This window comes from Streptosporangium heterodermiicola, from assembly GCF_051390675.1.
In the GTDB taxonomy this organism is placed as follows: Bacteria; Actinomycetota; Actinomycetes; order Streptosporangiales; family Streptosporangiaceae; genus Streptosporangium.
This window is the reverse complement of the sequence record NZ_JBPJSR010000011.1, coordinates 140520-164161: the sequence shown is the minus strand read 5'-3', so window position 1 is coordinate 164161 and position 23642 is coordinate 140520. Positions and strand designations below refer to the sequence as shown.

Annotated in this window: 17 protein-coding genes; 6 read left to right on the top strand and 11 right to left on the bottom strand. The window is 64.1% G+C overall.

The window, feature by feature from the left end; translation table 11 throughout:
* Window positions 1–98: 98 nt before the first annotated feature.
* Complete coding sequence (locus ACSC1Q_RS24180) at window positions 99–347, bottom strand: ADP-ribosylglycohydrolase family protein (RefSeq protein ID WP_495573947.1); 249 nt, start codon at window positions 345–347, stop codon at window positions 99–101.
* The gene (locus ACSC1Q_RS24175; RefSeq protein ID WP_436760985.1) at window positions 344–1240 is read right to left on the bottom strand and encodes a LysR family transcriptional regulator; all 897 of its coding nucleotides are present in this window, start codon (window positions 1238–1240) and stop codon (window positions 344–346) included. Before ACSC1Q_RS24175 ends, ACSC1Q_RS24180 begins: the two co-directional genes overlap by 4 nt.
* A 100-nt stretch (window positions 1241–1340) precedes the next feature.
* Here ACSC1Q_RS24175 and ACSC1Q_RS24170 point away from each other — a divergent pair, with 100 nt between their 5' ends.
* From ACSC1Q_RS24170 to ACSC1Q_RS24160, 3 genes are all read left to right on the top strand, one after another.
* The gene (locus ACSC1Q_RS24170) at window positions 1341–1844 is read left to right on the top strand and encodes a hypothetical protein (protein WP_436760984.1); all 504 of its coding nucleotides are present in this window, start codon (window positions 1341–1343) and stop codon (window positions 1842–1844) included.
* A 15-nt stretch (window positions 1845–1859) separates the two neighbouring features.
* A complete protein-coding gene (locus ACSC1Q_RS24165) occupies window positions 1860–2210 on the top strand; it encodes a DoxX family protein (protein ID WP_436760983.1) in 351 nt (116 codons plus the stop codon).
* Window positions 2211–2486: 276 nt separating this feature from the next.
* Window positions 2487–3365 carry a TIGR03619 family F420-dependent LLM class oxidoreductase gene (locus ACSC1Q_RS24160; RefSeq protein WP_436760982.1) on the top strand — a complete coding sequence of 293 codons (879 nt, stop codon included), beginning with the start codon at window positions 2487–2489 and terminating at the stop codon, window positions 3363–3365.
* 148 nt (window positions 3366–3513) lie between these two features.
* Here the strand turns inward: ACSC1Q_RS24160 and ACSC1Q_RS24155 are convergent, their stop codons facing one another.
* Window positions 3514–3879: a winged helix-turn-helix transcriptional regulator gene (locus ACSC1Q_RS24155; protein ID WP_436760981.1), complete on the bottom strand. Its 366-nt coding sequence runs from the start codon at window positions 3877–3879 to the stop codon at window positions 3514–3516.
* A gap of 54 nt (window positions 3880–3933) precedes the next feature.
* Here ACSC1Q_RS24155 and ACSC1Q_RS24150 point away from each other — a divergent pair, with 54 nt between their 5' ends.
* Window positions 3934–4320, top strand: a complete 387-nt coding sequence (locus ACSC1Q_RS24150; RefSeq protein ID WP_436760980.1) for a YybH family protein — start codon at window positions 3934–3936, stop codon at window positions 4318–4320.
* Window positions 4321–4458: 138 nt separating this feature from the next.
* Here ACSC1Q_RS24150 and ACSC1Q_RS24145 read toward each other — a convergent pair whose 3' ends face one another.
* Window positions 4459–4830 (bottom strand): hypothetical protein, encoded by a 372-nt coding sequence (locus tag ACSC1Q_RS24145; RefSeq protein WP_436760979.1) that lies wholly within the window; start codon window positions 4828–4830, stop codon window positions 4459–4461.
* A 181-nt stretch (window positions 4831–5011) separates the two neighbouring features.
* Between ACSC1Q_RS24145 and ACSC1Q_RS24140 the strand changes: the two genes are divergently transcribed.
* The gene (locus ACSC1Q_RS24140; protein WP_436760978.1) at window positions 5012–5437 is read left to right on the top strand and encodes a hypothetical protein; all 426 of its coding nucleotides are present in this window, start codon (window positions 5012–5014) and stop codon (window positions 5435–5437) included.
* A gap of 88 nt (window positions 5438–5525) precedes the next feature.
* Here ACSC1Q_RS24140 and ACSC1Q_RS24135 read toward each other — a convergent pair whose 3' ends face one another.
* Both ACSC1Q_RS24135 and ACSC1Q_RS24130 read right to left on the bottom strand, forming a co-directional pair.
* Window positions 5526–6416 carry a phosphotransferase family protein gene (locus ACSC1Q_RS24135; RefSeq protein WP_436760977.1) on the bottom strand — a complete coding sequence of 297 codons (891 nt, stop codon included), beginning with the start codon at window positions 6414–6416 and terminating at the stop codon, window positions 5526–5528.
* 310 nt (window positions 6417–6726) lie between these two features.
* Complete coding sequence (locus tag ACSC1Q_RS24130) at window positions 6727–7170, bottom strand: very short patch repair endonuclease (protein ID WP_436760976.1); 444 nt, start codon at window positions 7168–7170, stop codon at window positions 6727–6729.
* Window positions 7171–7294: 124 nt separating this feature from the next.
* Here ACSC1Q_RS24130 and ACSC1Q_RS24125 point away from each other — a divergent pair, with 124 nt between their 5' ends.
* Window positions 7295–9343 carry a DNA translocase FtsK gene (locus ACSC1Q_RS24125; RefSeq protein ID WP_436760975.1) on the top strand — a complete coding sequence of 683 codons (2049 nt, stop codon included), beginning with the start codon at window positions 7295–7297 and terminating at the stop codon, window positions 9341–9343.
* A 4-nt stretch (window positions 9344–9347) separates the two neighbouring features.
* On the opposite strand, the gene ACSC1Q_RS24120 is transcribed toward ACSC1Q_RS24125, so the two are convergent.
* The 5 genes from ACSC1Q_RS24120 to ACSC1Q_RS24100 form a co-directional block, all read right to left on the bottom strand.
* The gene (locus ACSC1Q_RS24120; RefSeq protein ID WP_436761107.1) at window positions 9348–11429 is read right to left on the bottom strand and encodes a UvrD-helicase domain-containing protein; all 2082 of its coding nucleotides are present in this window, start codon (window positions 11427–11429) and stop codon (window positions 9348–9350) included.
* A 61-nt stretch (window positions 11430–11490) separates the two neighbouring features.
* Complete coding sequence (drmB, locus tag ACSC1Q_RS24115) at window positions 11491–13356, bottom strand: DrmB family protein (protein WP_436760974.1); 1866 nt, start codon at window positions 13354–13356, stop codon at window positions 11491–11493.
* Window position 13357: 1 nt separating this feature from the next.
* The gene (locus ACSC1Q_RS24110) at window positions 13358–16564 is read right to left on the bottom strand and encodes a helicase-related protein (RefSeq protein WP_436760973.1); all 3207 of its coding nucleotides are present in this window, start codon (window positions 16562–16564) and stop codon (window positions 13358–13360) included.
* Entirely contained in the window at window positions 16548–18458 is a 1911-nt protein-coding gene (locus ACSC1Q_RS24105; RefSeq protein ID WP_436760972.1) for a UvrD-helicase domain-containing protein, read from the bottom strand. The genes ACSC1Q_RS24110 and ACSC1Q_RS24105 overlap by 17 nt, the downstream gene beginning before the upstream one ends.
* The gene (locus ACSC1Q_RS24100) at window positions 18455–23137 is read right to left on the bottom strand and encodes a DEAD/DEAH box helicase (protein ID WP_436760971.1); all 4683 of its coding nucleotides are present in this window, start codon (window positions 23135–23137) and stop codon (window positions 18455–18457) included. Before ACSC1Q_RS24100 ends, ACSC1Q_RS24105 begins: the two co-directional genes overlap by 4 nt.
* Window positions 23138–23642 lie beyond the last annotated feature (505 nt).

Genomic DNA, 23642 nt, shown 5'->3' with positions numbered 1-23642 from the left:
GCGACTGTAGCGACCACCACCGACACAAACTCGGACCAACCACCCCGACACCGACACCGGCCCGCCGATGAGGGCCACCCAGAACCACCTCGCGGACTTCAACCGCCCCCGGTCAGCCCCTCCGGCCCCCCGCGTTCCAGCAGCGACTCCGCCAGGTGCACGGCCATCTGCGTGTCATCGGTGGCCTCACCGGCGTCCCAGCCGCCACCGCACATCTCGCTCTCTTGGGCGGGAACGGGAAACCGGGCGGAGAACACCCCTGTGAGGCCGAACTCGAAGGGGGCGCCCAGCGCGTCGCCCGTCGCGGATCCCACGACAGCGCCGACGGCCCGCCGAGTACGGTTCACGCTGGCAGCCCGCTTTCGGCGCAGCAGCGGACGAAGTCCTGGACGACGGGGTTGGTGTCGTCGTCGGGTGCCCAGGCGACGCCGACGCGGGTGGGGCTGACACCGCTCACGGGCCGGTAGGTGACGCCGGGGCGCGCGTAGAACCGGGCGGCGGATTCGGGGGCCAGGGCGACGCCGTAGCCGTTGGCGATCGCGCTCAGCCAGTCGTCGGGCTGGTCGGTCACGGCACCGACGCGGACCGGGTGGCCGTCACGCTCGTCGGCGGCGAGCCAGTAGTCCCGCCACCGGCCCGTCCGGGGCGGAGCCGCCACGAACGGCTCGTCCCACAGGTCCCGGAAGGGGATCAGGTCACGCGTGGCGAACGGGTGTGCCGTGGGGAGCGCGACCCAGCGAGGCTCGGTGAACAGCACCTCCACCCGAAAGGTCTCCTGCCCGGGGAAGGGCACGCGCAGCAGGGCGACGTCGACCTTCCCCTCGGCGAGCCCGGCGGTCGGGTCCGACCACGCGGCCTGCCGCATCTCGGCCCTCCAGCCCGGCCTGCGACCGGCGAACGCCGTGACGATGTGCTGGGTGGCCTCGTTGGCGGCGCTGGCCATGAAGCCGACCCGCAGCACGCGGGCCGCCCGGCCCGCCACGTGCCGGGTCTCCCGCAGCGTCCGGTCCCAGCCGTCCAGCAGGGCGGGCACCCGCTCCGCCAGGGCCCGGCCCGGTTCGGTGAGGGCCATGCCGGTCCGGGATCGCGTGAACAGCCGCACGTCGAGCAGGCTTTCGAGCCGCTTGATCTGTTTGGTCAGCGCCGGTTGCGACACGAACAGCCGTTCCGCGGCGTGGGTGAGGCTCCCCTCCTCCGCCACGGCGACGAAGTAGCGCAACAGCCGCGTGTCGACATCCATGCCGCCAGGTTATAGACGCAGGTATTGGACGCCAAGTCAGCACCAGGCAAGGCTTGACGCGGCAGCTCGCCAACATCCGCACGACCCGAGGAGAGACACCATGCCCGTCATGATGATCCGTTACCAGGTGGCCGACGAGGGTGTCACGGAGGTCGTCGAGGCGATCGAGACGGCCTTCGCGGAGGTGGAGACGGAACGGCCGGAGGGCGTCCGGTACGCGTACCTGCGCCGCGCCGGAACCACCGAGTTCGTCGCCCTGCTGGAGCTCGACGAGGGTATCGAGAACCCGCTGCCCGGCATCGCGGCGGCGCGACGGCTGCAGGCGACCGTGGCCAAGTGGGCCGTGGGCCCCACCCCGGCACCCCAGCCACTCGACGTCCTCGGCGCCTACCGCTTTTTCGGCCTCTCTGGCGTCTCCGGCTCTTCCGGCTCCCCTGATTCCCCTGGTTTGTCCGGCTTCCCCAGCCTCGTGGGTACCTCCGACTCTTCCGGCTCGCCCGGCGCTCCCGGTTTGTCCGGCTCCCCCGGCCTCGCGGGCACCTCCGGCACCCCCAGCTCCTCCGGCTTTTCTGGCTTTTCTGGCTTTTATGGCTTTTCCGGCTGAAGGCGGGCCGTACGAATGTTCGTCGCCTACGTCGTCGTCACCCTCGTCACGATCGCGGTCAACGTCTGGGCCGCCGTCGCCGACTTCTCACGGGCCGGGTTCGTCCTGGCCAATTCGGCCGAGCTGGGCATCCCGCGCTCCTGGCTCCCGCCGCTCGCCACTCTGAAGGCCGCCGGAGCGGCCGGGCTCCTCTTGGGCCTGCTCGGTGTCCGCTTCATCGGCGTCGCCGCCGCCGTCGGGCTCACCCTGTTCTTCGCCGGCGCCGTCGCCGCCCACGTCCGCGCCCGCGTGTTCCACAACATGGCTTTCCCCGGGGGCTTCCTGCTACTGGCCGTCGCGTCCCTCGCCCTCGCCCTCGCGCGGTGACCGTCAGGCCCGCCGCACGGCAATCGGCACTCTCGGAGCAGGTTCCCTATGAGGCCACGTCGCGGGAGTTGTAACCCCGCAGGCCGGCACCGCGGGTGATCGGCCGCTTCCCGTGACTGTGACCGGGGGGCGAGTTGCCTTGACGCCAGTGACAACGTTCTAGCGTGGCCGCGACAGACGGATGGCGACGTCGTCGACGCCTGGCGCGGACCACCCGGCCACGCCGGTCGGCGACCACTCCTCCGTCGCACCGGCCGGCCAACCCGAGGAACGACGATGAAGTTCGCGGTCAGCTACAGCACGCCCTACCACGGCGTCGATCCCGACAAGATCATGGCCTACGCCCGGCACGCCGAGGACTGCGGCTTCGAGGCGCTGTATGTGCCCGAGCACATCGCGCTGTACCCGGGTGCGGCGGTCGGGCGCTTCGAGCTCCCGCCGTCGCTGCCGTACCTCGATCCGCTCGACTGCCTGAGCTTCGTCGCCGCGGCCACGCGGCGGATTCTGCTCGGCACGGGTGTGCTGCTCCTTCCGTACCACCATCCGGTGGTCCTCGCCAAGCGGCTGGCGACCGTCGACGTGCTGTCCAAGGGGCGGATGCGGCTGCTGACCGTGGGGCTCGGCGCCCTGCCCGGCGAGGCCGGGGCGGTGGGGGTCGACTTCGGCACCCGTGGGCGCCGTGCCGACGAGGCGATCGACGTGATGCGGCTGCTCTGGGCCGGTGGCGAGGACGGGGTCGGCTTCGACGGGGAGTTCTTCGCCTTCGACGGGCTGTGCCAGTTCCCGAAGCCCTACGGGGTCACCCACCTGCCGATCCACGTCGGCGGATCGAGCCGGGCGGCCGCACGCCGCGCCGGACGACGCGGCGACGGCTACTTCCCGGGTGGCGCGCTCACCCCGGACGAGCGCGCCCTCCAGATGGACCTCGCCCGATCGGCCGCCGCCGAGGCCGGCCGCGACCCGGAGGCGCTGGAGTACACACGATCGGGGGCGATCGACATGACCACCGACCAGGTCGAGGCGCTCGCCGAGCAGGGCGTGACCCGCGTCGTCGTGAGTGCCACCGCCACCGAACCGGAACGGCAACGCGAGGAGCTGTCCGCGTTCGCCCAGCGGTTCGCCCTCGACACCAGCGGGACGGGGACGCGCACCTGACGCCTGCCGCACTGTTCCGCAGGACGACCGACCACCACGGCAGTCTCCAGCGAAAGACCGACAGTGCTCGGCGACCGTGGCGGCCACCGCCGACACAAGACCGAGGCATGCCGGAGACGTCCGGCCGAAACCTGGCGATTCACGTACCTCACGGTTGTCGCCCCGCACCCCAGTCCCACAGTGCCTGGAGGACGGGGCCGAGATCGCGCCCGCGGGAGGTGAGGCCGTAGCTCACCCGGGGCGGCCAGCCGGGCCGACGGTGGCGGTCGAGCACGCCGGCCCCGGTCAGATGCGCCAGCCGGTCGGACAGCACCTTGTCCGACAGCGCGGGCAGCGCCCGGCGGAGCTCGCTGAACGTCCGGTCGCCCCGCAGCAGCTCACGGATGAGCAGGGTCGTCCATCGTCCGTGCAGGGCCGCCAAGGTGATCTCCACCGGGCACGACGGGATCGGTTCGGTGACGTTCGCGCGAGGGTCGTCGGGCAGGCCTGGAGAACCAACCGTTTGGTGAGTCACGAAGGCGCCTCCTAGCGTTGTCGCGTCCGGCCACTGCAACGGAACAGGTCAATCATGCGACAACTTGCCCAACGCGCGGAGGACGTACCCGCGGTCTTCGCCGAGCGCTTCAACCTCGGGGACGCGGCGGCGGTGGCGGAGGTCTACGAGAGCGGGGCGGTGTTCGTCCCGGAGTCGGGCTCTCCGCTGAGCGGAGAGCAGATCAACGCCGCCAACGGCCGGTTCCTGGCCCTGGGACTGCCGATCACCGTCCGGCCACGGCACGTCCACACCGCGGGCGACCTCGCCCTGCTGATCGTTGACTGGGTCATCGACGGCACGGACCGCGACGGCCGGTCGGTACGCGTCGCGGGCACCGCCACCGACGTCGCCAGGCGCGGTCCGGATGGCTACTGGAGGTACGCCATCGACAGCCCCTTCGGCGTACGGGAGAAGGTTTGAAGGTCTCCTCGGACGTCGGGGCGACCGCGGGATCCGACGCACCCGGGGGTGTCGTGACGTCCAGGCTCCCGTCACCCATGAAGGCAAGGCCGGCCGGGACACCCGCGTGATCAGGGGAGTCCGCAGAGAGTCAGTGTCTCAGATCAGGAGTTCCTGTTTCAGGCTGAACACCCTCACACATGAAACGTCCAAGCTCCTGTACGGCTTGATGATCGCAGTGAGGGTCGCCTCGGTGAGGTAGTTCGTCGGGTTGTTGGCGGCCAGCGAGTAGACCTGCAGCCCCTCGGTCGAGGAACCGCCCGAAGCGATCATCACGTGGACCCCCTCGTCGAACATGCCGTACAGGACGATGATGTCGCCCGGGACGACACGCAGGGTTTCGAGTTCGTCCACCGAAACGGAACCCTGCGACGTCACATCGCCCAGGAAGCTCGTCCATACGTCCACCCTGCCGTCGCCCTCCCCCGAGGATTTTTTCTTCACCCCCTCCAGGAACGTCTCCTCGCTCATGTGTCCTGCCCTGACCAGGGCGTAGGGAAGAAGTTCGTAACACATCAGCTGGACGGGAGCCCGGCTGTGGTCGGGAACCGCTCCCGTGCCACGCCAGGAGCTTCCGCTGCCCCATTCGATGGAACCGACTCCCATCAGGTCTCTGACGGCTTGGGCACACGTGGCGCCGATTGACCGGCGAGTGTCCGATGACGACGAACCGCTGCTCGAAGACGACGACGAACTACTCGACGAGCCGCTGCCGCGGGACGAGCTTGAGCCGCTGCTCGGGGATGACGAACCACTGCTCGAAGACGACAAACTGCTCGACGAACTGCTGTTCGAAGGCGAGCTTGAGCCGCTGCTCGGAGACGAGCCCGAAGTGCTTTCGAGTGGTTGGTCTGTCACTGTGCGTCCTCCTTCTGTCCTGCGCGACAGTCTGACGTCGGCGCGGGTGCCTGAACAGCCCGCGCCGGTGCCAATAGGGTGTCGCCGTCAGCGCATCGGGTTCCCGGCGTTCCCGGCGTTCGCGACGACCTCGAAGGACTACGGGGTGCCGGTTCCAGAGGCGCCCGTTCCGCTACCGCGGTCGTCGAGGACGAGGGCGGCCCGCCCGTCGACGCTGTAGCGGATGTGCGTGACCTCGGAGGCGTGGATCACCCTTTCCTCCTCGTCGACGATGTGCGCCAGTTCGACACAGCGACGTGGCCACCTGGTCAGGTAGAGCGGTGGCGCACCCATGCTCGCCCTGCCTTGGCGGCTCGCGCCCGGAAGTCGCGCCCTTCCGCAGGACCGAACCGGGCCTTGTAGAGGCGGAACAGCGTCCACAGCGCGGCCAGGGCGGTGACGTCGTCCGCGGGTGCGGACCGCCAGGCGGGCACCCGGGCGAGAAGCGTCTCGGTCTGCTCCGGAGTATGGCCCGCCTCGATGAAACGGGGGCCGAGCATGACGGCGTCCACCCAGGCGGCACCGCGCACCGCGAACGCCCAGTCGATGACGTACGCCCTGCCGTCATCGATCCGGAAGTTGCCGGAGTGCAGGTCGTAGTGGAGAAGGGTGTCGCCCTCCAAGGCGTCGAGGCTGAACGTGCCGAGCGCCGCCTCGTACATGGCCCGGTACGGCAGGTCCTCGGAGGGAAGAGCGAGCAGTCGCGCGGCCTTGGCCTGGAGCATCGCGACATTCGCGGCGACGCCCGAAACGGCGTCCTGGCCGGGATACGGAGTGAGCGACTCGTTCAGGACGACCAGGGTGTCCAGCACGAGCGGAACGTCCGGCGAACCGGGCGACAGATCGGCGTCACGACCGTCGACGTACTCGTGCAGCAGCACGATCCATCCCTCCACCTCCCCACTCCACAGCAGGCGAGGTGCGGGCAGGCCAGGCGGCAGAACGGTGCCCGCCTGTCGCTCCCGCGCGTACAAGGACGCGGCCGAACTGGCGGTGGAAACAGCCTTGAGGAAGACGGTCCCGCCGTCCTCGGTGTGCGGCCGGACGGCGAGGCCGGGCATGAGCCCCTTGGTCACCGGGTCGGCCTTGAGGACCTGACCGATCCGCTGCTCGACGGTGTGACGCACGTTGCCGGGGAGGTCGTCCCACTGCGGTTTCACGGTCACCCCTCCCTCGGGTCATCGGCGCAGCCCGCGTAACACTGGCTGCATTGACTGGCAGGTATCCACAACTTGGGGACAACCGGCAGGCCGGCGGCTCGCATGGCCTCGACGGTAGCCCCGATCGCGGCCACGGGATCGTGAATCGCGTCCTCAGGGATGTCGACAGCCGCGTGTCGTCGTGCCGGACCAGGCGATACTCTGACTCGCTCCGCTCTTCAGGGGGTCTCTAGGGCTCACCAGCCATAGCGGCAATCACCGAGAAAACCCACTCTGACCTCACTGTCTTCAGTTCCTGAGAGATGTATTTTCATCGAACGGCTGAAGCCCTCCGACGAGTGACCACGGCGTCAGCGACGAGCACGGCTGCTTGGACAGGGTCTTGGTGTTCCCATATACGCACGACCAGCCAACCCTCCTCCGTCAGAAGACGATCAGTCTCCACGTCGCGCTCCCTCGTCCGCCGGACCTTGTCCGCCCAGAAGCCCGCGTTGGTCGCCGCAACAGTGTGATGTTGCGGACAACCGTGCCAGAAGCAGCCGTCCATGAATACGGCGACCTTGGTCTTGGTGAACACCATGTCGGCGGTACGGCGAATGCCGGGCAGCGGGCGGACGGCGACCCGGTAACGAAGACCAAGGGCATGAGCCGCACGTCGGAGGGCCAGTTCCGGTTTGGTGTCGCGGCTGCGGTTACTCTGCATGCTCTTGCGCACGCCCTCGCTCGATGCCCTCGTTGGCCTCGCACTTGTCATGCGTCTCACGGTACCGAGCGTTCCAATTGCGTATCGGCGGTTTCGGTCGACCAGACCTCACTATTCGTGATAGAGCATCGCCAATAGTTTCATAGCCGAACATGTCAGGCGGGAGGGTGTCTTGGTGGGCGAGGAGGTGACGCTGGTCGGACGGTACCGGTTGGATGAACGGCTTGGACACGGCGCCATGGGAGTGGTCTGGAAAGCCTTCGACCTGCGGTTGAATCGCCACGTGGCCGTAAAAATCCTCGCCGATCACCTGTCTGGCGAGCCGCAGAAGGTCGAAAGGTTCTTGACGGAGGCGAAGATCGGCGCCGCATTGGAACACCCGGGCATCACCATGGTGTTCGATGTCGATGAACACGACGGTCACGCGTTTTTCGTCATGGAATTACTCACCGGCCAAGATCTCGCCGCAGTGCTGTCGCACGCGCGCAACGGCCTGCCCATCGAAAGAGTCGTCCGGATCGCCGAGCGACTGGCCCGCGCTCTGGCCGCTGCACATGCGAAGAACGTCGTTCATCGCGATGTCAAACCCGCCAACATCATGCTCCTGAGGCACGACCGCCCAAAGATCTGTGACTTCGGCGTAGCCCGTTTTCGGCAAGACGCGGGCAGCAAGGCGACTTCCGGCATCGGCACCGCCGCCTACATGGCACCGGAGCAGTTCGATGGCCACCTGGACTCACGCGCCGACCTCTACTCTCTCGGCTGTGTCATGTACGAGATGCTGACCGGAGACAAGCCTTTCTACGGTTCGTCCGCGCAGCAGCTCATGTATCAGCACGCAATGATCGAGCCGATTGCGCCTTCGTCCACCCGAAGCGACATCCCGAGTGTCGTGGAAGACCTGGTGCTGCAACTCCTGGCCAAGAAGCCCGACAACCGTCCCCAGACGGGGACAGAGGTAGCCGAACGGCTCAGGGCCATGCAGCGCGTCGAGCCGTCAGTGGAGGAGCCGCCCGCTCCAATTTTCGTCAAGCCCTTCGCGCCGGCCAAGACCAAGGAGTTGTACCGGCGGCCTCCGATTCAGCTTCTGAAGTCCGGTGCGGCCGGGCACCGGCGTATCACTGATGAGAATACGGTGAAGGCCATCGCCAAAGTTCTTCACCAGTCGGGAGTCGATGCCAAGGTCACCGGTCTCACCCGAGGACCGGCATGTTCCAGATGCGAGATCCATCTGGGACCGACCACACAGCCCGGCGAGGTCATCGCGCTCAGGTCACGGATCGCGACAGCTGTCGGAAACCCGGAGGCCAGGGTCATTCTCATGGCACGATCCAGTTCCCCGCTGCCCGGAGTGCAGGCCGTCGCGATCGAACTCCCACATCCCAAGGCAGACACCGTCAGCGCAGGTGACGTTCTTCGGGAACTACCATCAACCGACTCCGACCGGCCGTTGATCGCCGGACTCGGACGGGACCGCGATGGCCATCCGGTCGCGCTCGACCTCATGCGGAGCCTCCACCTATTGATCGGTGGTTCCATCAAGGATCCCGCAACCGATCCGGTACGGGTGATCATCACCTCGGTCCTCATGCGGATGAGCGTCGAGGAGGTCCGCATGCTCCTCATCGACGGTCAAGTGGACGCCCTCTCTCCTTTCACGGGACTCCCTCACCTGGTCGAACCGATCGTCACGAAACTGCAGGCCGCAGCGAAAGCCTTGGCCTGGGCCGTCGCCGAAATGGAACGCCGCTACGACGACCTATCCGCTGTCGGCTATCGAACTGTCGACCAGTACAACAAGGGCGTCTTTACTGGGCGAATCCCCGCTCCACTGCGATCTCTTGGTGACGCCTCGCTTCCCCACCCCCGTGTCCTGATAGTGGTCAATGAACTCGCCGAAGTGCGATCCTCCGCTGCGGAGATCGACCAGCTGGCCCGGTTGGGTAAGGCCGCAGGCGTCCACATCGTGCTGCGTACTACACGTCCCGACGAACGCACGCTGACCCAGCAGGTCAAGCGCTACATTCCGGGCCGCCTCGGGCTCCCTGTTCGCTCGCCGGAAGCGAGTCTCCGACTGCTTGACCATACGGGCGCGGAAACCTTGGGCTTGGGAGAGGCGCTGCTTCGGCGAAGCGGAGAAGACCTTCCACGCCTGCTGCATCTCGCCAGGGTTTCCGACGAGGAGGTCGCGGCAGTGGTCGGGCACTGTCGCCGCCAGGAGTGATCCGTCACCTCAAGAACGGGCTCCGCTCGCCGTACCACGAGACCGAGAGCCTTTCCCGGGCCCGGGTGCAGGCGACGAAGAGCAGACACCGTTCTCGCTGCAGGTCGTTTCGGTGAGTCGGTTCGTCCTCCTCAATCGATCGGACGTTCGTTACAGAGGGGACCTGGTCCGCCCCAACGCCGATCACAGCCACACAGCGGAACTCCAGCCCTTTCGCCCGATGCATGGTCATCACCTGAACACTCCCGTCGAGCGCGTCCTTCTCCCTGCTCAGAAGACAGGCGGCGATTCCAGATCGGGTGAGAGTCGCGACGGCGTCCTGCAGGTGCATGCCGGACCGTCCGGTGATGCCGATCTCCTCGGGGCGGACTCCAGCGTCGAGCCAGCCGCGCACCATCATCGTAAGGTGCTCCAGCTCTGCGTGTTTGGCCGTGGCCCCAAAAACGTGAGGCCGGCTGCCGTGGACCTCCGAGCGCAAGCCCACCAATGAGATCTCATCGTCGTCGAGTCCGACGACCTGCTCTCCTGAAAGCATGTCCAGGCTCCAGGAGAGGATCTCCGCCGTGGTCCGGTAATTGACCTTCAGCTGTGCGGTGCGTCCCGCGACGTATATGCCGATGGAACTGAGTGACACCCGGTTGTCATAGATTCGCTGGTGGGCATCACCAGCGAGGAAGATGTCATTCGGCCCGCTGAGGACGGCGGTCCGGAGCACCCGCCATCGCACTGGGTGCAGGTCTTGGGCCTCGTCCACGATCACGTGATCGTACGGCTTGCCGCTCTCGTCCACGAGGAGCCGGGCTGCGGCAATGCAAACCGTCTCGTAAACACGGGCGTTGAGTTCGGCCAGTTCCTGTTCGAACTCGGCCACCGCCCGCCATGCCTGGGCCCTCTGCAACGGGCCAAGGCGTCGACCGCGCCCGACCCGTCGCACAGCAAGGTAGGCATCAAGGGACGTGACCTCCTGAGCAAGGATGACCTGGCGCCACTCCTCCATGAGGAAGGTCTCGCTGTAGTCAAGGTCGCGTCTACGGATGATCTTCCGCCAGATGATCCTCTCGTCCTTAGTCTGGAGAAGTGTGAAGCGACCGAGTCGTTCTTCCACAATTCTCCGCGCCACCTGATCGACTGTCAGGACGTCGATCCTGGAGAGGATCTCGTCGTCGCTCTCCAGGAGCCGAAGTGCTTCGGCGAGAGATCGGGTCAGTGTCGCGGTGAAGGTGGTAAGCAGGACCTTCCCGCCCTGCGCAGCCAGGTGCCGGGCCCGATGGAGGGCGACGACGGTTTTCCCGGTTCCAGGACCGCCAATGACCTGGGCAGAGCCGGAATAGGAACGGTATGCCGTCTCCCGCTGGGTGGGGTGCAGGTAGACGCGCCAGCGGGCGAAGGGCTTGTCGAACAGGTCCAGGAGCTCGTCGGGCCCCTCGACGAGCACCACCTTGTCGGGCATGCGCCGTACAGCCGCGGCCACATCCTCCGGATCGAACCGCTCCAGGGCAACTGACCCGACGATCTCGTCCCAGACCGCCTCCGGCGACATTCCGGAAGCCAGCCCGATCAGCACGTCGTACTGGACCCGGGGGAGCTTTCCCTCCAGTGCCTCCAACATCCCAATGTCGGTCAGTTTCCGGGCAAACGTCCGCATCTGCTCATCGACGCCGAGCCGTACCAGGTCCGCATCCCTTACATGGGCGAACACCCGCTGTACGGTGGGTGCCGGGTCGGCTTTAAGCCGCTCAATGGTGGCGTCGATCGTCTCGGTGTCGCGGATCTCGATATGTCCGATGGCATTGTTCACCGATACACGGCGATTCTGCACCCATGCATAGGTCTCGTCGTGATTGCCCACTCGCAGCAGGATGTGTTCGTCGCCCTGCTCCGGAACCAGAACAATGCCCCGATACTTTCGGTCGATCCTGATGCTCTTGAAGCGGTCATCGCGTATGTGGTTCAGCTTCTCCAGATGGGCACCGGCGTGCGCGGTCTGTTCGAACTTGCGGATCGTCTCGACAACCTTCTGTTGCAGCGGACGCTCCAGTCGGACGAGATCCTGGAGAAAGTCCTGATGGATGCCCAGCCTCGGCACGTCGACCTCCTTGTCCGTTGTGAACCACTGTTCGACTCGAATCAAGCCGGACAGCGATGGGTCAACGTAGTCCATCCGCGATCGAGAAAAACCCGATGGATGGGGCTTCCGGAGTGCCGACGATCAACGCTCGGTCCAGGAAGAGGTTCTGCGCCTCACAACTCGTCTCGGCCAGCAGAACGCAGGCGTGGCAGGCGGCCAGATTAAGACTGAGGAAACCTCTGGCTTCGGACTCGATGCAGGGCGGGTCCTGCGAGCACCAGGCGGCACGGGCTAGGGCCGACTCGAACGAGTGGTGAAGGTTGCGGTGTTCACCTCGGGCGACCACTCCGCCAAGGCTGCCCTCGGAGTCGCTGGTGGCGGTGTAAATGAGGATGCCCGCCATGTCGTCGGAAACATATAGTCGCTCGCGTAGGGCCGCCGCCGGGTAGCCGGCCTCCAGCGTCCACTCGTTGATGAGTATGTGCGCCAGGGTGTGCAGCAACACGTAACGCGGAGTGACCGGAGATGTGATGTCGCCGGGCGCCCTGCTGTCACCTCTTTGCTGGCGGAGATGTGCAGTGTGGCCGCGCCAAATCTGCTCGACTCGTGTGACGGGGCCAGGGCGCTTCTCCCATTCACGCAGCTTCTTCTGATCCATCGCAAGGAAGACCCCCTCACCGCTGATCTCGATGGCGGGCAACCAGCTGACTTTCTCCTTTGAGAGCGCAGCGTTTCTCAACCCGGCATTGGTCGGTTCGGGCATGTCCACCCGAGTGAACGACTGAAGCGCTCGCACCTCGCGGAGTCGCTTGACCAGCATCGACTTGGCTACACCGTAAGGAAGGTCAGTGCACGAGTCGGCTGCGGCCGGAACGCATTCGAAGTCTTCGCCTCGTTCAACCTGGCCGGTGCCCTCGTACAGCTGCTCGTACTCCATCCGCCGCAGGTTGTTTGCCGGCTCGAATCCTGCGGAGTCATCAGAGTCCGACCCGGCGCTCGCCGTCAATTCCCTCCGTCGGTGTACAGCCTCCAGTACCGTCTCTGGGGTGAACCGTTCGTCGTCCACGATGCCCGAGCGTCTGATGTTGTTCAAGATCATGGTCTCTGGGGCGCCATCGTCGATGAGCCCGTTGAACGCCTCGTAGTACGGGTTCAGCCGCTGTTGCAGGCTCTCGGACCACGGCGGGATCGACAGGGCCGATCGGTTGATCGGGAACCAAGCGGCCGAGGAGCCTCGCTGAAGCGTTCGCGGTGTCGCCGAACAGCCGATCTGATCGGTCCCCCAGCCAAGCCAGGGACGACGACCACTGCACTTGATCCCCAGCGCATCCATCACCTTGCCTCCGAAGGCGCCCTCCAGCGACGCGCTCTTCCCACAGAGACACTTGATGTGCACCGATCGAAGCGAGGCCGTCCGTCCGGTGCTGTGCAGAGTGAGTCCGTGCTTGGCTTTCTCCTCCCCACGTTCGGTCTTCTTGTGCACCCAAGCGAAGTACGGGAAGTCATCCAAGTGCCCGTTCTCACAGGCGATCACGAACCGGGAGGGAACGAGCGACTTCTCACACGTCCCGCACAAGCTCTTGCCCGTCGGTGAACCGAATCGCCTGAACTCCTGCAGCACATTGCATCGAGGGCAGGAGTACAGCTCGGGGAACAGCCTGATCTTCACCCCACTGCCGGATGAGGGATTGTCCGCCGGAGGTAACTGGAACTTGGGAACTCCCAACCAGTACTGGAGCCTGGGCTCGTAGATGACATCTGACGGTCGCACCCGCCAGGTGTCCAGGCCGCTCACGATGTACGACTGGTCATCAATGGCCACCATGCCACCGACACCGTAGGTGGTAATCATCTGGGCTCGTCGTACTCCGCCAACGGGCGTCCTCGTCTCTTCCCGCTCGGGGCCTTTCTTTCCGGCACCCTTACGTCGCTCGCGCAGCGCCATGTCACTTCTCCAGGTAGAGGTCGGATTCGACGTCGACATCGCGCAGACTCCACAGCGTTGGGAACGCGTCTGCGAGATCCTCATCGGCGTAGCTGCGTAGGAGAGCAGTATTGGAATTCCGCCGCTCGCTCCGCTTGAACCGCGGTTTCGCGGAGTAGACCAGAGCCTGGTTGTCCTTGGCCAGCTTGATCCATTCTTCGCAGATGAAGTCGAGGTCATCGGACGTGCCGGCAGCCTCTTCGGGGGCAACCGCCCTGACCCGAATCATGATCAGGTCCTTGAGCTCCTCCAGGCGAGGCTTGTGATCCTCTACTTGCCCGGCTGCACCATTCGGACGGAGCGACGGGTAGAGGAGCCGGGCCAGACCGATCACCACCGCGTGCAGTGCCCGGTCTCGAGCACGGGCGGAAAACGGTGTCACACTGGTCGACTCGACCTGCCGGTAAAGCGCCGAGTGGTAGGAGACGAAGCTCTCATAGTGAGACCGGTCCCTGGACCGGCTGGCGTTGAACAGCATGGCCACCAGCCCGGGGTGCTGTCGGCCCACCCGGCTGCTCGACTGGATGTACTCGGCGGTCGTCTGCGGCTGACCCATAATCGCCATCAGACCGAGACGATCCACATCCACACCGACAGAAATCATGTTGGTGGCAAGGACGGCGTCGAACGCGCCCTCGTCGGGCAGACCTCGCTCCAGATCCTTGAGCCGCTGCGGCACGTCGCTGGACTTCACCCGGCTGGTCAGTTCGGCAAGCAGTTCCACGGCGCGCGACTCCTTCCCCTCTCGTTCGGCAAGCAGTTTGAGCCGATCCTGGACGTCGTCCAGAACCTGCAGTTCGGCCGCCGCGAGAAGTCGGAGACTGTTGAAGTATCCGACCAGCGTCCAATAGGCGTCCCTGACCGCCGCGACGCCCTCAATATTCGCTGCGTGGTGCAGCAGCGCCGCGTATGCCCGGACCAACAGGGTGGCCTGACTGGAGCTGGGCGCGAACAATCCGACATAGCGCCGGGACGCCTTGACCGTGGCCGGGGTCTCAACCGCGAACCAGGAGTCCCGTGCATCCAGTCCGGCCGGCGGGAACTGGTGCACCTTCCGGTCGAACAGCCTCTTTCCCTGCTCCCTGGCCCGTCGGATTGTCGCGGTGGACGCGATCACTTTGGGCAGGTCCGCAGCGATGTCGATCGCTGTCTCGTATAGGCCGGTGAGACTGCCGGGAGGACCGGAGATCAGGTGCAGCTCATCCTGGACGATCAATTCCGGAGGCGGAGTCCTGCCGTCGCCGTTCTTGTTGAACAGCGCCGCGACCTCTTCCTTCCAGGTGATCTGAGCGAACTTGTCGACCGTCGCAATGATCAACGTGGGGCGAACTTCGTAGATCTTCTCGTCAACGACATGCACCGGTAGTTCCCCGTGGAAGTCACATGCGGAATCCGCACAGAAGATTCGCATGTGCGAGACCGTCGGGTCCACCTCGTACTGCCAGGCGTCCATCTTGGTACCGCACCAGGGACAACTCCGTAGCTGAACAGGGTTCTCCGTCTGGAGATCCTCCCCGTCGCGCAGTCGCTCGATCGCGGTGTAGGCGTCCTTCAGCTTGTTGGGAGTGGCTGCCGCCCCGACCCACATGCCGATGGAGATGGTCTCCTGCCCAAAGTCGTCGGGCTTGTCCCGCCGGATCATCTCCATCGCGCAGATGAGCGCCGCCGCCCGTTCGAACTGCTGCAGGGTGAGCAACCGCAGCGTGTACCGCATCAAAGCGGTGACGCCTCCCCCCAGGGCTCCCTTCCGCAGCCTGCGCAGGAATGTCGTGAACGCGATGATCCCCAAATACGCTTCGGTCTTACCACCACCGGTCGGGAACCAGAGCAGGTCGGCCAAACGACGATCCGGATGGGAGTGGTCGACAACGCCGTCTAGACAGAGAAGCATGAAGGCAAGCTGGAAAGGACGCCACCGCCCGTCGTAAACGACCTCTCCCTCCCGCCCCCCCTTGATCCACCCGGTACGGCCACGCTGCATGGCCATCGCCCGGTTCGCCTGCTGGAAAGCGTTCATCGCATACGAGTCGCTTCGAAGCGCCTCGACACCCGAGGCCATCCGATCGCAGGCCGTCTCACACTGCTTGATCTGTTCTGCGGCAGAGACACCATGCGGGGTGCGCTGAAGTAGCCTGGCCTCTTCTGCCCGTCCGACGATCCAGGCCCGGTACCCCTCCACCAGCCGGTGGAGGGTGGTCAACACGTCCACCGGAGAAGCCTTGGCGAGATAGTCCATCTCCAACCCCGGAATGTCGATCTCTGGGTTGGAGTCGGTGAGGAGAACCTCCTTCGTCGGGACGAAAGAGGTCCACACGGCCTCCACTGTTCCTGGACGCCCCTTTAACAGTTCATCGTCTCGAGGCGCGGGCGGGGTCCAGTGCCAATCTGCGGCGCAGCCGTGGCCGATGGCGAAGGCTGGAACGTGCCGGTAGAGGAGCCGGTTGACGTGCATCTCCTCCTCGTTGGCACCTACCGGAACCGGCCGCTCCACCAACGCACTGGTCCCTGGGGGACCCGCGACGTGGATTGTTGGCTGGAACAGGCAGTGCGCGTCCTTGAGCGCGTACTGGTCGACTTCGAAAACGTTCAGCAGGGCGGCCGTGACAGCGATCGCCCCGGTCTCCGGGTCGGCGGTCCTGACCCGAACCCGCAGTTCCACCCCCGGAGCGAGCGACTTCTGCACCGGTTTTGTTGAGGTGACATCCACGGTGACCGGTTCGAGCTCCAGGACTCGGCGCCGCCACCGTAGATCCTGCTCTTCCGTGGTACGGCGGGCCGCTCGCTGCGCCTGAACCGGCCGTCCCGTCGCGTCGATCGGGTCGTACATGGCAGCCGTGGCCGTCACCGTTATCACTGAGGCGACCTTCGGGTCGACACCGAAGGTCACCCCCATCGACGACGGAAACTGCCGGTTCGCCATCGCGACACCAGTGTCCGGTACGTCGTCCACAGAGAAGGCCGCCGAGGGCTGGTCGTCCTCGTTCTCCCGGCGCGTCGCGTAGACCCGCTCGTCGTCCAGGTCGTGGGGAAAAAGAACACCGGTCGCATACGTGGTGACCGGAGCGTCGGTGAGGATCTCCTCCTCCCCTCCGACCGGACCGAGCAGGTCGAGCCGCAGGCGATCGACCAGTTCCTCCCTGAACCGGTAGTGCTCAGCGTGCTTCGACACTGATCCCCTCCTCCTGATCGATTCTGTCCCAGATGAAGTGCCCCAGCCCAAAGAGCCTGGGGGCCAGCCAAACGCCATACGGTCCCAGCCCGGCGTTGGCTCCGGCGGCCTCGCTACCTGCCACGGTCTCGACCGCGTCGATCCGGATCCCCGTGATCATCCTTGGCCAGTTTCTCGGCTCGTAGCCACTGCCGAGCTTTAGATGCCGGTAAAGCTGACCGTGGAACCGCTCGGACGTGGTCCCGATCGGACGCCCGCCATGCATGACCAGGTACGGCGGACTCTCCTGCAGCCCTACCGCGTCGGGCTGAGACCGTTCCAACACAACCTCGTCGCCCACCTGCACTTTTGTGCTGAGATAGTCCTGTACTTCTCCGGGGTCCGTCGTGAAGTCCCAGGTCCCTGCAGGTTGCGCGGTGCGCACGTCACCGCCGACTATCTCTACGCCTTTGCGCGCCCAGTGTTGGTAGAAGTAACGGCCCCACCGCTTCGTGTCCTTGTCCACCCGGATGTTCCGCATGTTCAACGACTCCAGCCGGTAGAGCTCGTCACGCGGCCGGGTCATTGCCACGTAGAGGAGCCTCGTCTCTTCGGCGGCATCGATCACCCGCTTCGCCTTTTTTGCCTCCTTTACCGAAGGGAGCGGTCCCGGATCAACGATCAGGACCCGGTCGAACTCCAACCCCTTGGCCCGGTGGAACGACGACACCGTCAGCCGTGTGGGAGGCTGCGCGGTCAACTCGTCTGGCAGCCGTCCAGCCGCGATCGCCGTACGCACTCGCCCGAGATCGAGGCTGTTTCCCAAGCCTCGCCCTGACCCGTGTAGCAACCGCCACAGCACATCGGACGATGTCCCTTCCGGAACCGGCAGATTCGCGAGCAGCGCGTCGAATCGGGATCTGCCCAGCATTGACCACTCACTCCGGCGCAGGAGCAGTCCGATCCAGGCCGGAACGACCCGGTCTCGAGCCGATCGCTGCACCCGGTGTGACACCCCGATCCGGTGCAACATCTCCGAAATGACCAGAGCTTGACCATTGGTACGGCAGAGCACGGCGGTGGTGCCCTCGTAATCTCCAAGCGCAGTGGCGGCGAAATCCTGGTCCAACTCGCCCATGTCGAGGTTCCGCTTCAACGCGAGCCGCAGTTCCTCGTAGAGGGGTCGATCGTCAGCGCCTCCGGCTTCGGCCAACGACCGCAACCGCACTCCGTACCCGAGAGCCGTCCTGGCCTCGTCGCTGCGGGCTCGGAAATTCTCGGTTAGAGCGAGCTCAACCAGGTCTTCCTGGAAGGTAGCGCGCAACCAGTCGAAGAACCGATTCGTCTCCCCCTTCCGCTGGTCGACGTTCTTGACCGTGAACCCATAGATCGACTGTGCCGGATCTCCGACCACGGTGAATCCGCAGTCGAAACGTTCCAACAACACCTCCACCAGTTCTCGCCGATCCCCGACCAGATCCTGCACTTCGTCGATGACCACATGGCGCAGGTCCTCGTACAGATTGTCGGCGAGACCATCCTCGACGGCCTGCCGGGCGCCATTGATGCGCGCCTCGAACGACCTGTTCGGCCAGTCACCGGCCGCGTCGACCTGGGTGAGCAGTTCAAGTGCCCATGAGTCGAAGGTTCGTGCCCTGACATGGCGCGCGGCCTCTCCATAGCGGGCCAGTCGACCACTCAGTTCCCGCACCGCGGCGCGGGAGAAGGTCAGCACCAGGATCTCTCCAGCGCTGAGATCTTCCTCGGCCACCAGCCGCTCCAGGCGTCGCACCAGCGTGTGCGTCTTGCCGGCCCCCGCGCCGGCGGTGACCATGACCAGCACGTCGGCCGGTTGGTCCACTACAACCTGTTGCTCGGGAGTGAGCTGAGGCGTTGCAGAGTACGCGTTGCTCACCGTCGACTCCACAGGTATTCGAAGTCGGTGAAGGCAAGTTTCTTGTCATAGTTGATGATGTTGTCCGCCACGTCGAGGATCAGGCAGGTTTCCTTGCCGCCGTTCTTCGGGCCGCGCAGACCGCGGCCGATCATTTGCTGATAAATGTTCGGACTGTAGGTCGGTCGGGCCACGACGACCACTTCGGTGGCGGGCGCATCGAAGCCCTGAGCGAGCACACCGAAGTTGGTCAGGACCCGGACCTTCCGCTTACGGAACCCCTCGATGCGGGTTCGTCGATCCGCGTCCGGCGTAGTGGAGTCGATGGACGCGGCATGGATCCCGCGGTCATTGAGCATGGCCGCCATCATTCTCGCGTGGTTTACCGAAGTGGCGAACAGCAAGACTGGACTGTCGGGGGAAAGCCTTTCGATCTCACCGATCAGCGTGCGGTTCCGCTCATTGTCCAGCCCTAGTCGCTCCTCCACCGAGCGCGGCAGCCTGGCTCCTCTGAATCCCAGGGTCTCCTCTAGCTCTTCTGAGCTCAGCTCGAAGGTCGCGCCCTTAAGTTGCCGATGTTCAACCCGTGCCAGCACGCCCAACTCCTGAAGTTCGGAATAGGGATCGTCCGTGAAGACTCCTTCGTCCAGCCGGTAACGGCCGTACCGTTCCGCGAGCCGGCGGGTTGCCTCCTCGTTGAATCCGCGGAACGGTGTTGCGGTGAGCCCGACCAGCGGGCGGTTGGCCTCACGATGCGTGATTCCGAGCCAGGTGAGCAGCTTAGTGTAACGAGGTGTGATCGAGACATGGGCCTCGTCCACGATGACCATTACCGGATCCCGAAGCCAGGCGTATTCCGGCTTCTCAAGACAGACTTCAAGCTTGGCGTCGGTGGCTACGACGAGTTGGGGCGTCTCCTTGACCAAGGTCGCCTCTCGGCTCTCCCAGAGCCGGTTGATGGTCAACCGCTCTTCTGGACCGACCTTCGACCATACGAAAGCCCAGCTTTGCACAGCCTGTTCGCACAGTTCTCCAGACTGCGCGACCCACAGCACCGGGCGCCCGCCAAGCCCATGCTCTTTGATAAAACGGATCACGGCTTCGGCCGCGACCCGGGTCTTGCCCGCACCGGTGGGCATGCAGAGCATCGCCTTCGGGGCACTGTACCGGGTGAGCAGGTCGAACATGTTCGCGGCGAGCTTTTCCTGATAGTCATGAAGACGCGGGTAAGCCGTCGGTCCTCCAACAATCTCAACAGGATTGAGGGTTTCGCTCTTCGTCCCCGCATAGGACTCCGAGAAACCGACCTCGTTCACCAACCGTAGCGAGTTCGTGTCCCCACGGAAACTCACCGCTGCCGCAGGAATGTTCGCCTCGATGTCCTTGCGGTAGATCCGGAGACTTTCGGTTCCGTAAGCGTTGTGCGCCAGTTCTGCGATCCTGCGATCGCCGACAGCTCGCCCCTTCTCCGATTCTTCGCTTTCCAGTAAGCCCTGCGGGAGCCCTTTTTTGAGGGCTTCCGAACCGACCAGTTCGAGAAGTTTCTCCGCAGGGCTCTCGACCTCACGGGCACGCCGGAGCCGGTCGTTCTGGCGCTGCTGCTCACGTCGTTCGAGGACACCTCGACAGCCACTCGCCCCCACACCGAGCTTGAGCACCCGATCGACCTCCATCAAGGCCGCGTGGTCGTTCTCCGGTCGGAGAACGAAGATCTTGTGATCATGAGCTTGAGCCGCGGCGGGCAGCGACTCCGCCCGCATGCCGTTGGGAGTGCGTGTGACCTCCTCCAGCTCGCTGCAGCGCACCAGCGACCAACCTTCCACCTGATTCCGCTTGAGAACTTTCAGGTGTGGAAACTCCTCGGTCAGCAATACGGCTTCTGCCTGTTCGACCCAGCGAAGTTCTCTCTGAATCACGTCCGATGCCGAGAGCATTCCCCAGATCTCCCGCATCTGCTCCGCCACCTGCTCCGTCGGCGCCAACAGAGCGGGCAGATGTTCCTGCACGAGCACCTCGTACTCCGCGCGGCTCGCTGTAACGGCGATGTCACCGTCTTCGACATCGCTGCGCCACTCGTTTCCGACTCGACAGCGGGTCGTCGCCCCTTCCGGCCATTCTGCTTCCGCCTCAAAAAGCAGTGCGTACGCCTTGCCGGCAAAGGAATCATCCTCGGACTTCGCCACTTCCTCCATGAGTTCAATCCAAAAAGAGGCTCGTAAGTCCGACAAATTGCCAGGTAGCCCCAGAGTTTCGGCCAGTCCTTCAGAAATATTCGCCACCGGCAGGATGCTCTGATGCTGCCGAAGTTGTGGACCCACGCATTGGATGGTCCGCCGCAAACCCTTGGACGTTTCCAGGAAACCGGATTTCCGTGCGACCCATTGGAGCGGAGACATAACCGGACGACGGGTCTCGACCTTCTTACCGACCTGCATCGTCCAGCGGGTCACCAAGCCAAGTTGGGGCAGTTGTCCAAGAAATGCCGCTCGCCCGTCAGGAGACAGCTCAGTGAGAAAGTGCAGCGGGCCGGCGGGGTTGGTGCCGTCGATCTTCATCATGGTCTTCGAGGGCGAAACTTCCCCCTTCGACAGTGTGCGCTGGTAATGCTTCCATCGGCTCTCGACATACTCGCCGAACCAAGCTTCATCGCGCGGATCGATGCTAGCCACCGGCCCTTCCTGTAACCCTAGATCGCGCAAGATCATCTTATCCGCACTGTGGAATTCCAAGTCGACGGCGATCCGCTCATCACGCGATCCGTCTGCAGGAACTACCTTCCCAGGCATCAGGCAGTCGCGAATACAGCGAAATTCTCCCGACTTTGTCCGTAGCTTCAGCGCCTTGGAGGCGATGATGTTCCCCGCACGAAGACCAGAAAGGGTCGCTGCCGGACCGGCCAATCGGGAGAGTTGCCAGAACGCGACCCATTCCCGCTCGGTATAGACGCTGAACCCTCGCTCGACAACCGAGGCGAAGCGACCGGCATAGTCGGCCTCGTGAATTCCGATCTCGTCGAGGGCCCGGACGACTCGCGGGTCGTCCGCATAGACGTTCTCGGCGACATAGACCGTGTTGTCGGCAAGGCCATCACTGGTGCTGCGTCGAAAGACCACATCAGAAGGCGAGACCAGTGCATGTGATTCCGTGAGAATGATCTTTGCCTTCATCGCCTGCTCGGCCATCAGAGGGTCGTGACGCCTCATGGCGGCCACAATCTTGATCGCTCTCGCCGACGCATCGGGGATCTTGTCTTCTACCAGTGCTTCCAGCCACTGGCAGACGGACGCTCGTGAAATATTGGCCGCAGCGAGAATGTGGTTGACGCTGTCACGTCTCTGCTTAGTGCTCTCCACGGAGTGGTGACACCAGTTCTCAGGCCGTCCAGGGTGATCGGCCCACAGCTTCAACCAATCCGAACGAAGTCCCTCCGGATGAAACCGCACCTTGGCCGCAGTGCCGAAGGCGCCATTCTGGTCAGGCACGGTCGGTTTGACGGCGGCGATCGACCAGATCTTGGAGACCAAATCCTCCGCTGCCCACTGGGGCTCTTCCCTACCACGAGCCGGCATGCTGTCGAGATGGGCACATGGGTCGTTCACCCGAGTCAGCGACGGCAATGAATCAACGACAAGGTTCGCCATGATCCGAATCAATTCATCGTTGAACGCGTTTTTGCTGTAGAGATTCTGCCGATCCTCGCTGGTCTTCCAAGGAGCGTTAAAAATCCCACGCGCGGTGGTCTTATAGTTGGTCGGAAAGAAGGCCCAGAACTCACCGAGCCTGTTACTCCGTCGGCTTTCCTCACCAATGTGGTCCGGCACGGCCCAGGAAAGCTCGATTTCAGGACGGTCGTGGAGTTCGCCTGCCTCTTCGAGCGACGTTGCGGAGGGCCGATGCGTCCGGGCGAAAACTCGCCAGTGCTCAGTCACATCACTTCCTGAACTTCTGACCAACCTAAGCCCCCGCCGACCTCCGTTCACCTCCTGAGAGATCTTCCGTTTAACGATCTTTGTTGCTCTCCGGTCTTCCAGTGTGACTGTTCCGACGTGATGGGAGAACAACGCGAACTCCGCCGGAAAAGCGTCCAAGTCTTTGGCAAGACGATTTATCGCCGACGGCTTCAACGGAAGCCGTACAACCGTGGTGGCCCATTCCAGAAGTTCAGCGAGATTTGGGTCCACCTCAGCGGCCCGGTCGCGATCGAGCGGTCGTGCCATGCGCAGTACCGGAGTCTCCTCAGCGTCGGGCTGTACTTCCCTGATCCGTCGAGCGGACCAGTCCCGGTCGAAGCCGAAGCTTCTGTCATCTTCCTTACTGAAGAACTCAGGCATGTCGGTGACACTCAGCACCGACTTCACCCCGACTCCGAAGCGTCCGATCTGCCCGCCCCGCTTTCGGGACACGCCCATGCGAAGGATCGTGTCCACCCCTTCGGCGGTGATCGGAGACCCCTGATTTGCGCAGTACAGATGGCTCTTGGTCAGGATGACAGCGATCTTTCCCCCGGGGTCGTTTCGCAGCTCGTCCGCACCGTTCTGGACAAGCTCGTAGACCTGACGCTCGCCGTACCCGCCTTCCTTGATCCGACGCTCACCGTTGGCATGCTCCTGAATGAGTCCTGAGTCAATGCGATAGGTCTCCAGAACACGGGCGGACTGATCGACGACAAGTCGGAGAACGGACGAATCGACGGTACTCACTGATTACTCAACTCCTGGAAAAACGAAGCCTTGGGGGACGGGCATCAACACAAGAAGGAGATTTCAAACAAGCTACAAGATCGAAATAAAGTAACGCATGGCGAAAGACGCATAGCGAAATATGATGCGAACCGCGCGCAAATCATGTGAAGAGTGACACCCAGGGCCGGAACTCACTTCATAGGCGGATCTCCCGCCTACTCGCCAAGGCGAATCATCGTTACATATATGCAAAGCGATACTCAAGAGGCAATGGAAACAAATTTTTCATCTAGTACGAAATGTCGCAATTAACACGATTCACCTCTAAGGGATGTTTGTTGTGGTTTGCACCAGAGAGTAGAGAGTGCAGCCAGACGCCCTCCCGGTGACGCGATCAAGTGAAGATCAACGGGGAGCGGTCGGCGCTCGACTTCGGACTGTGATGTTCGATGACTCAAGCCCCAGGGAAGACCAACCCCGGTTGGCGTCAACTTCTACTTGACGCTAGCCTGAGCGTCAAATA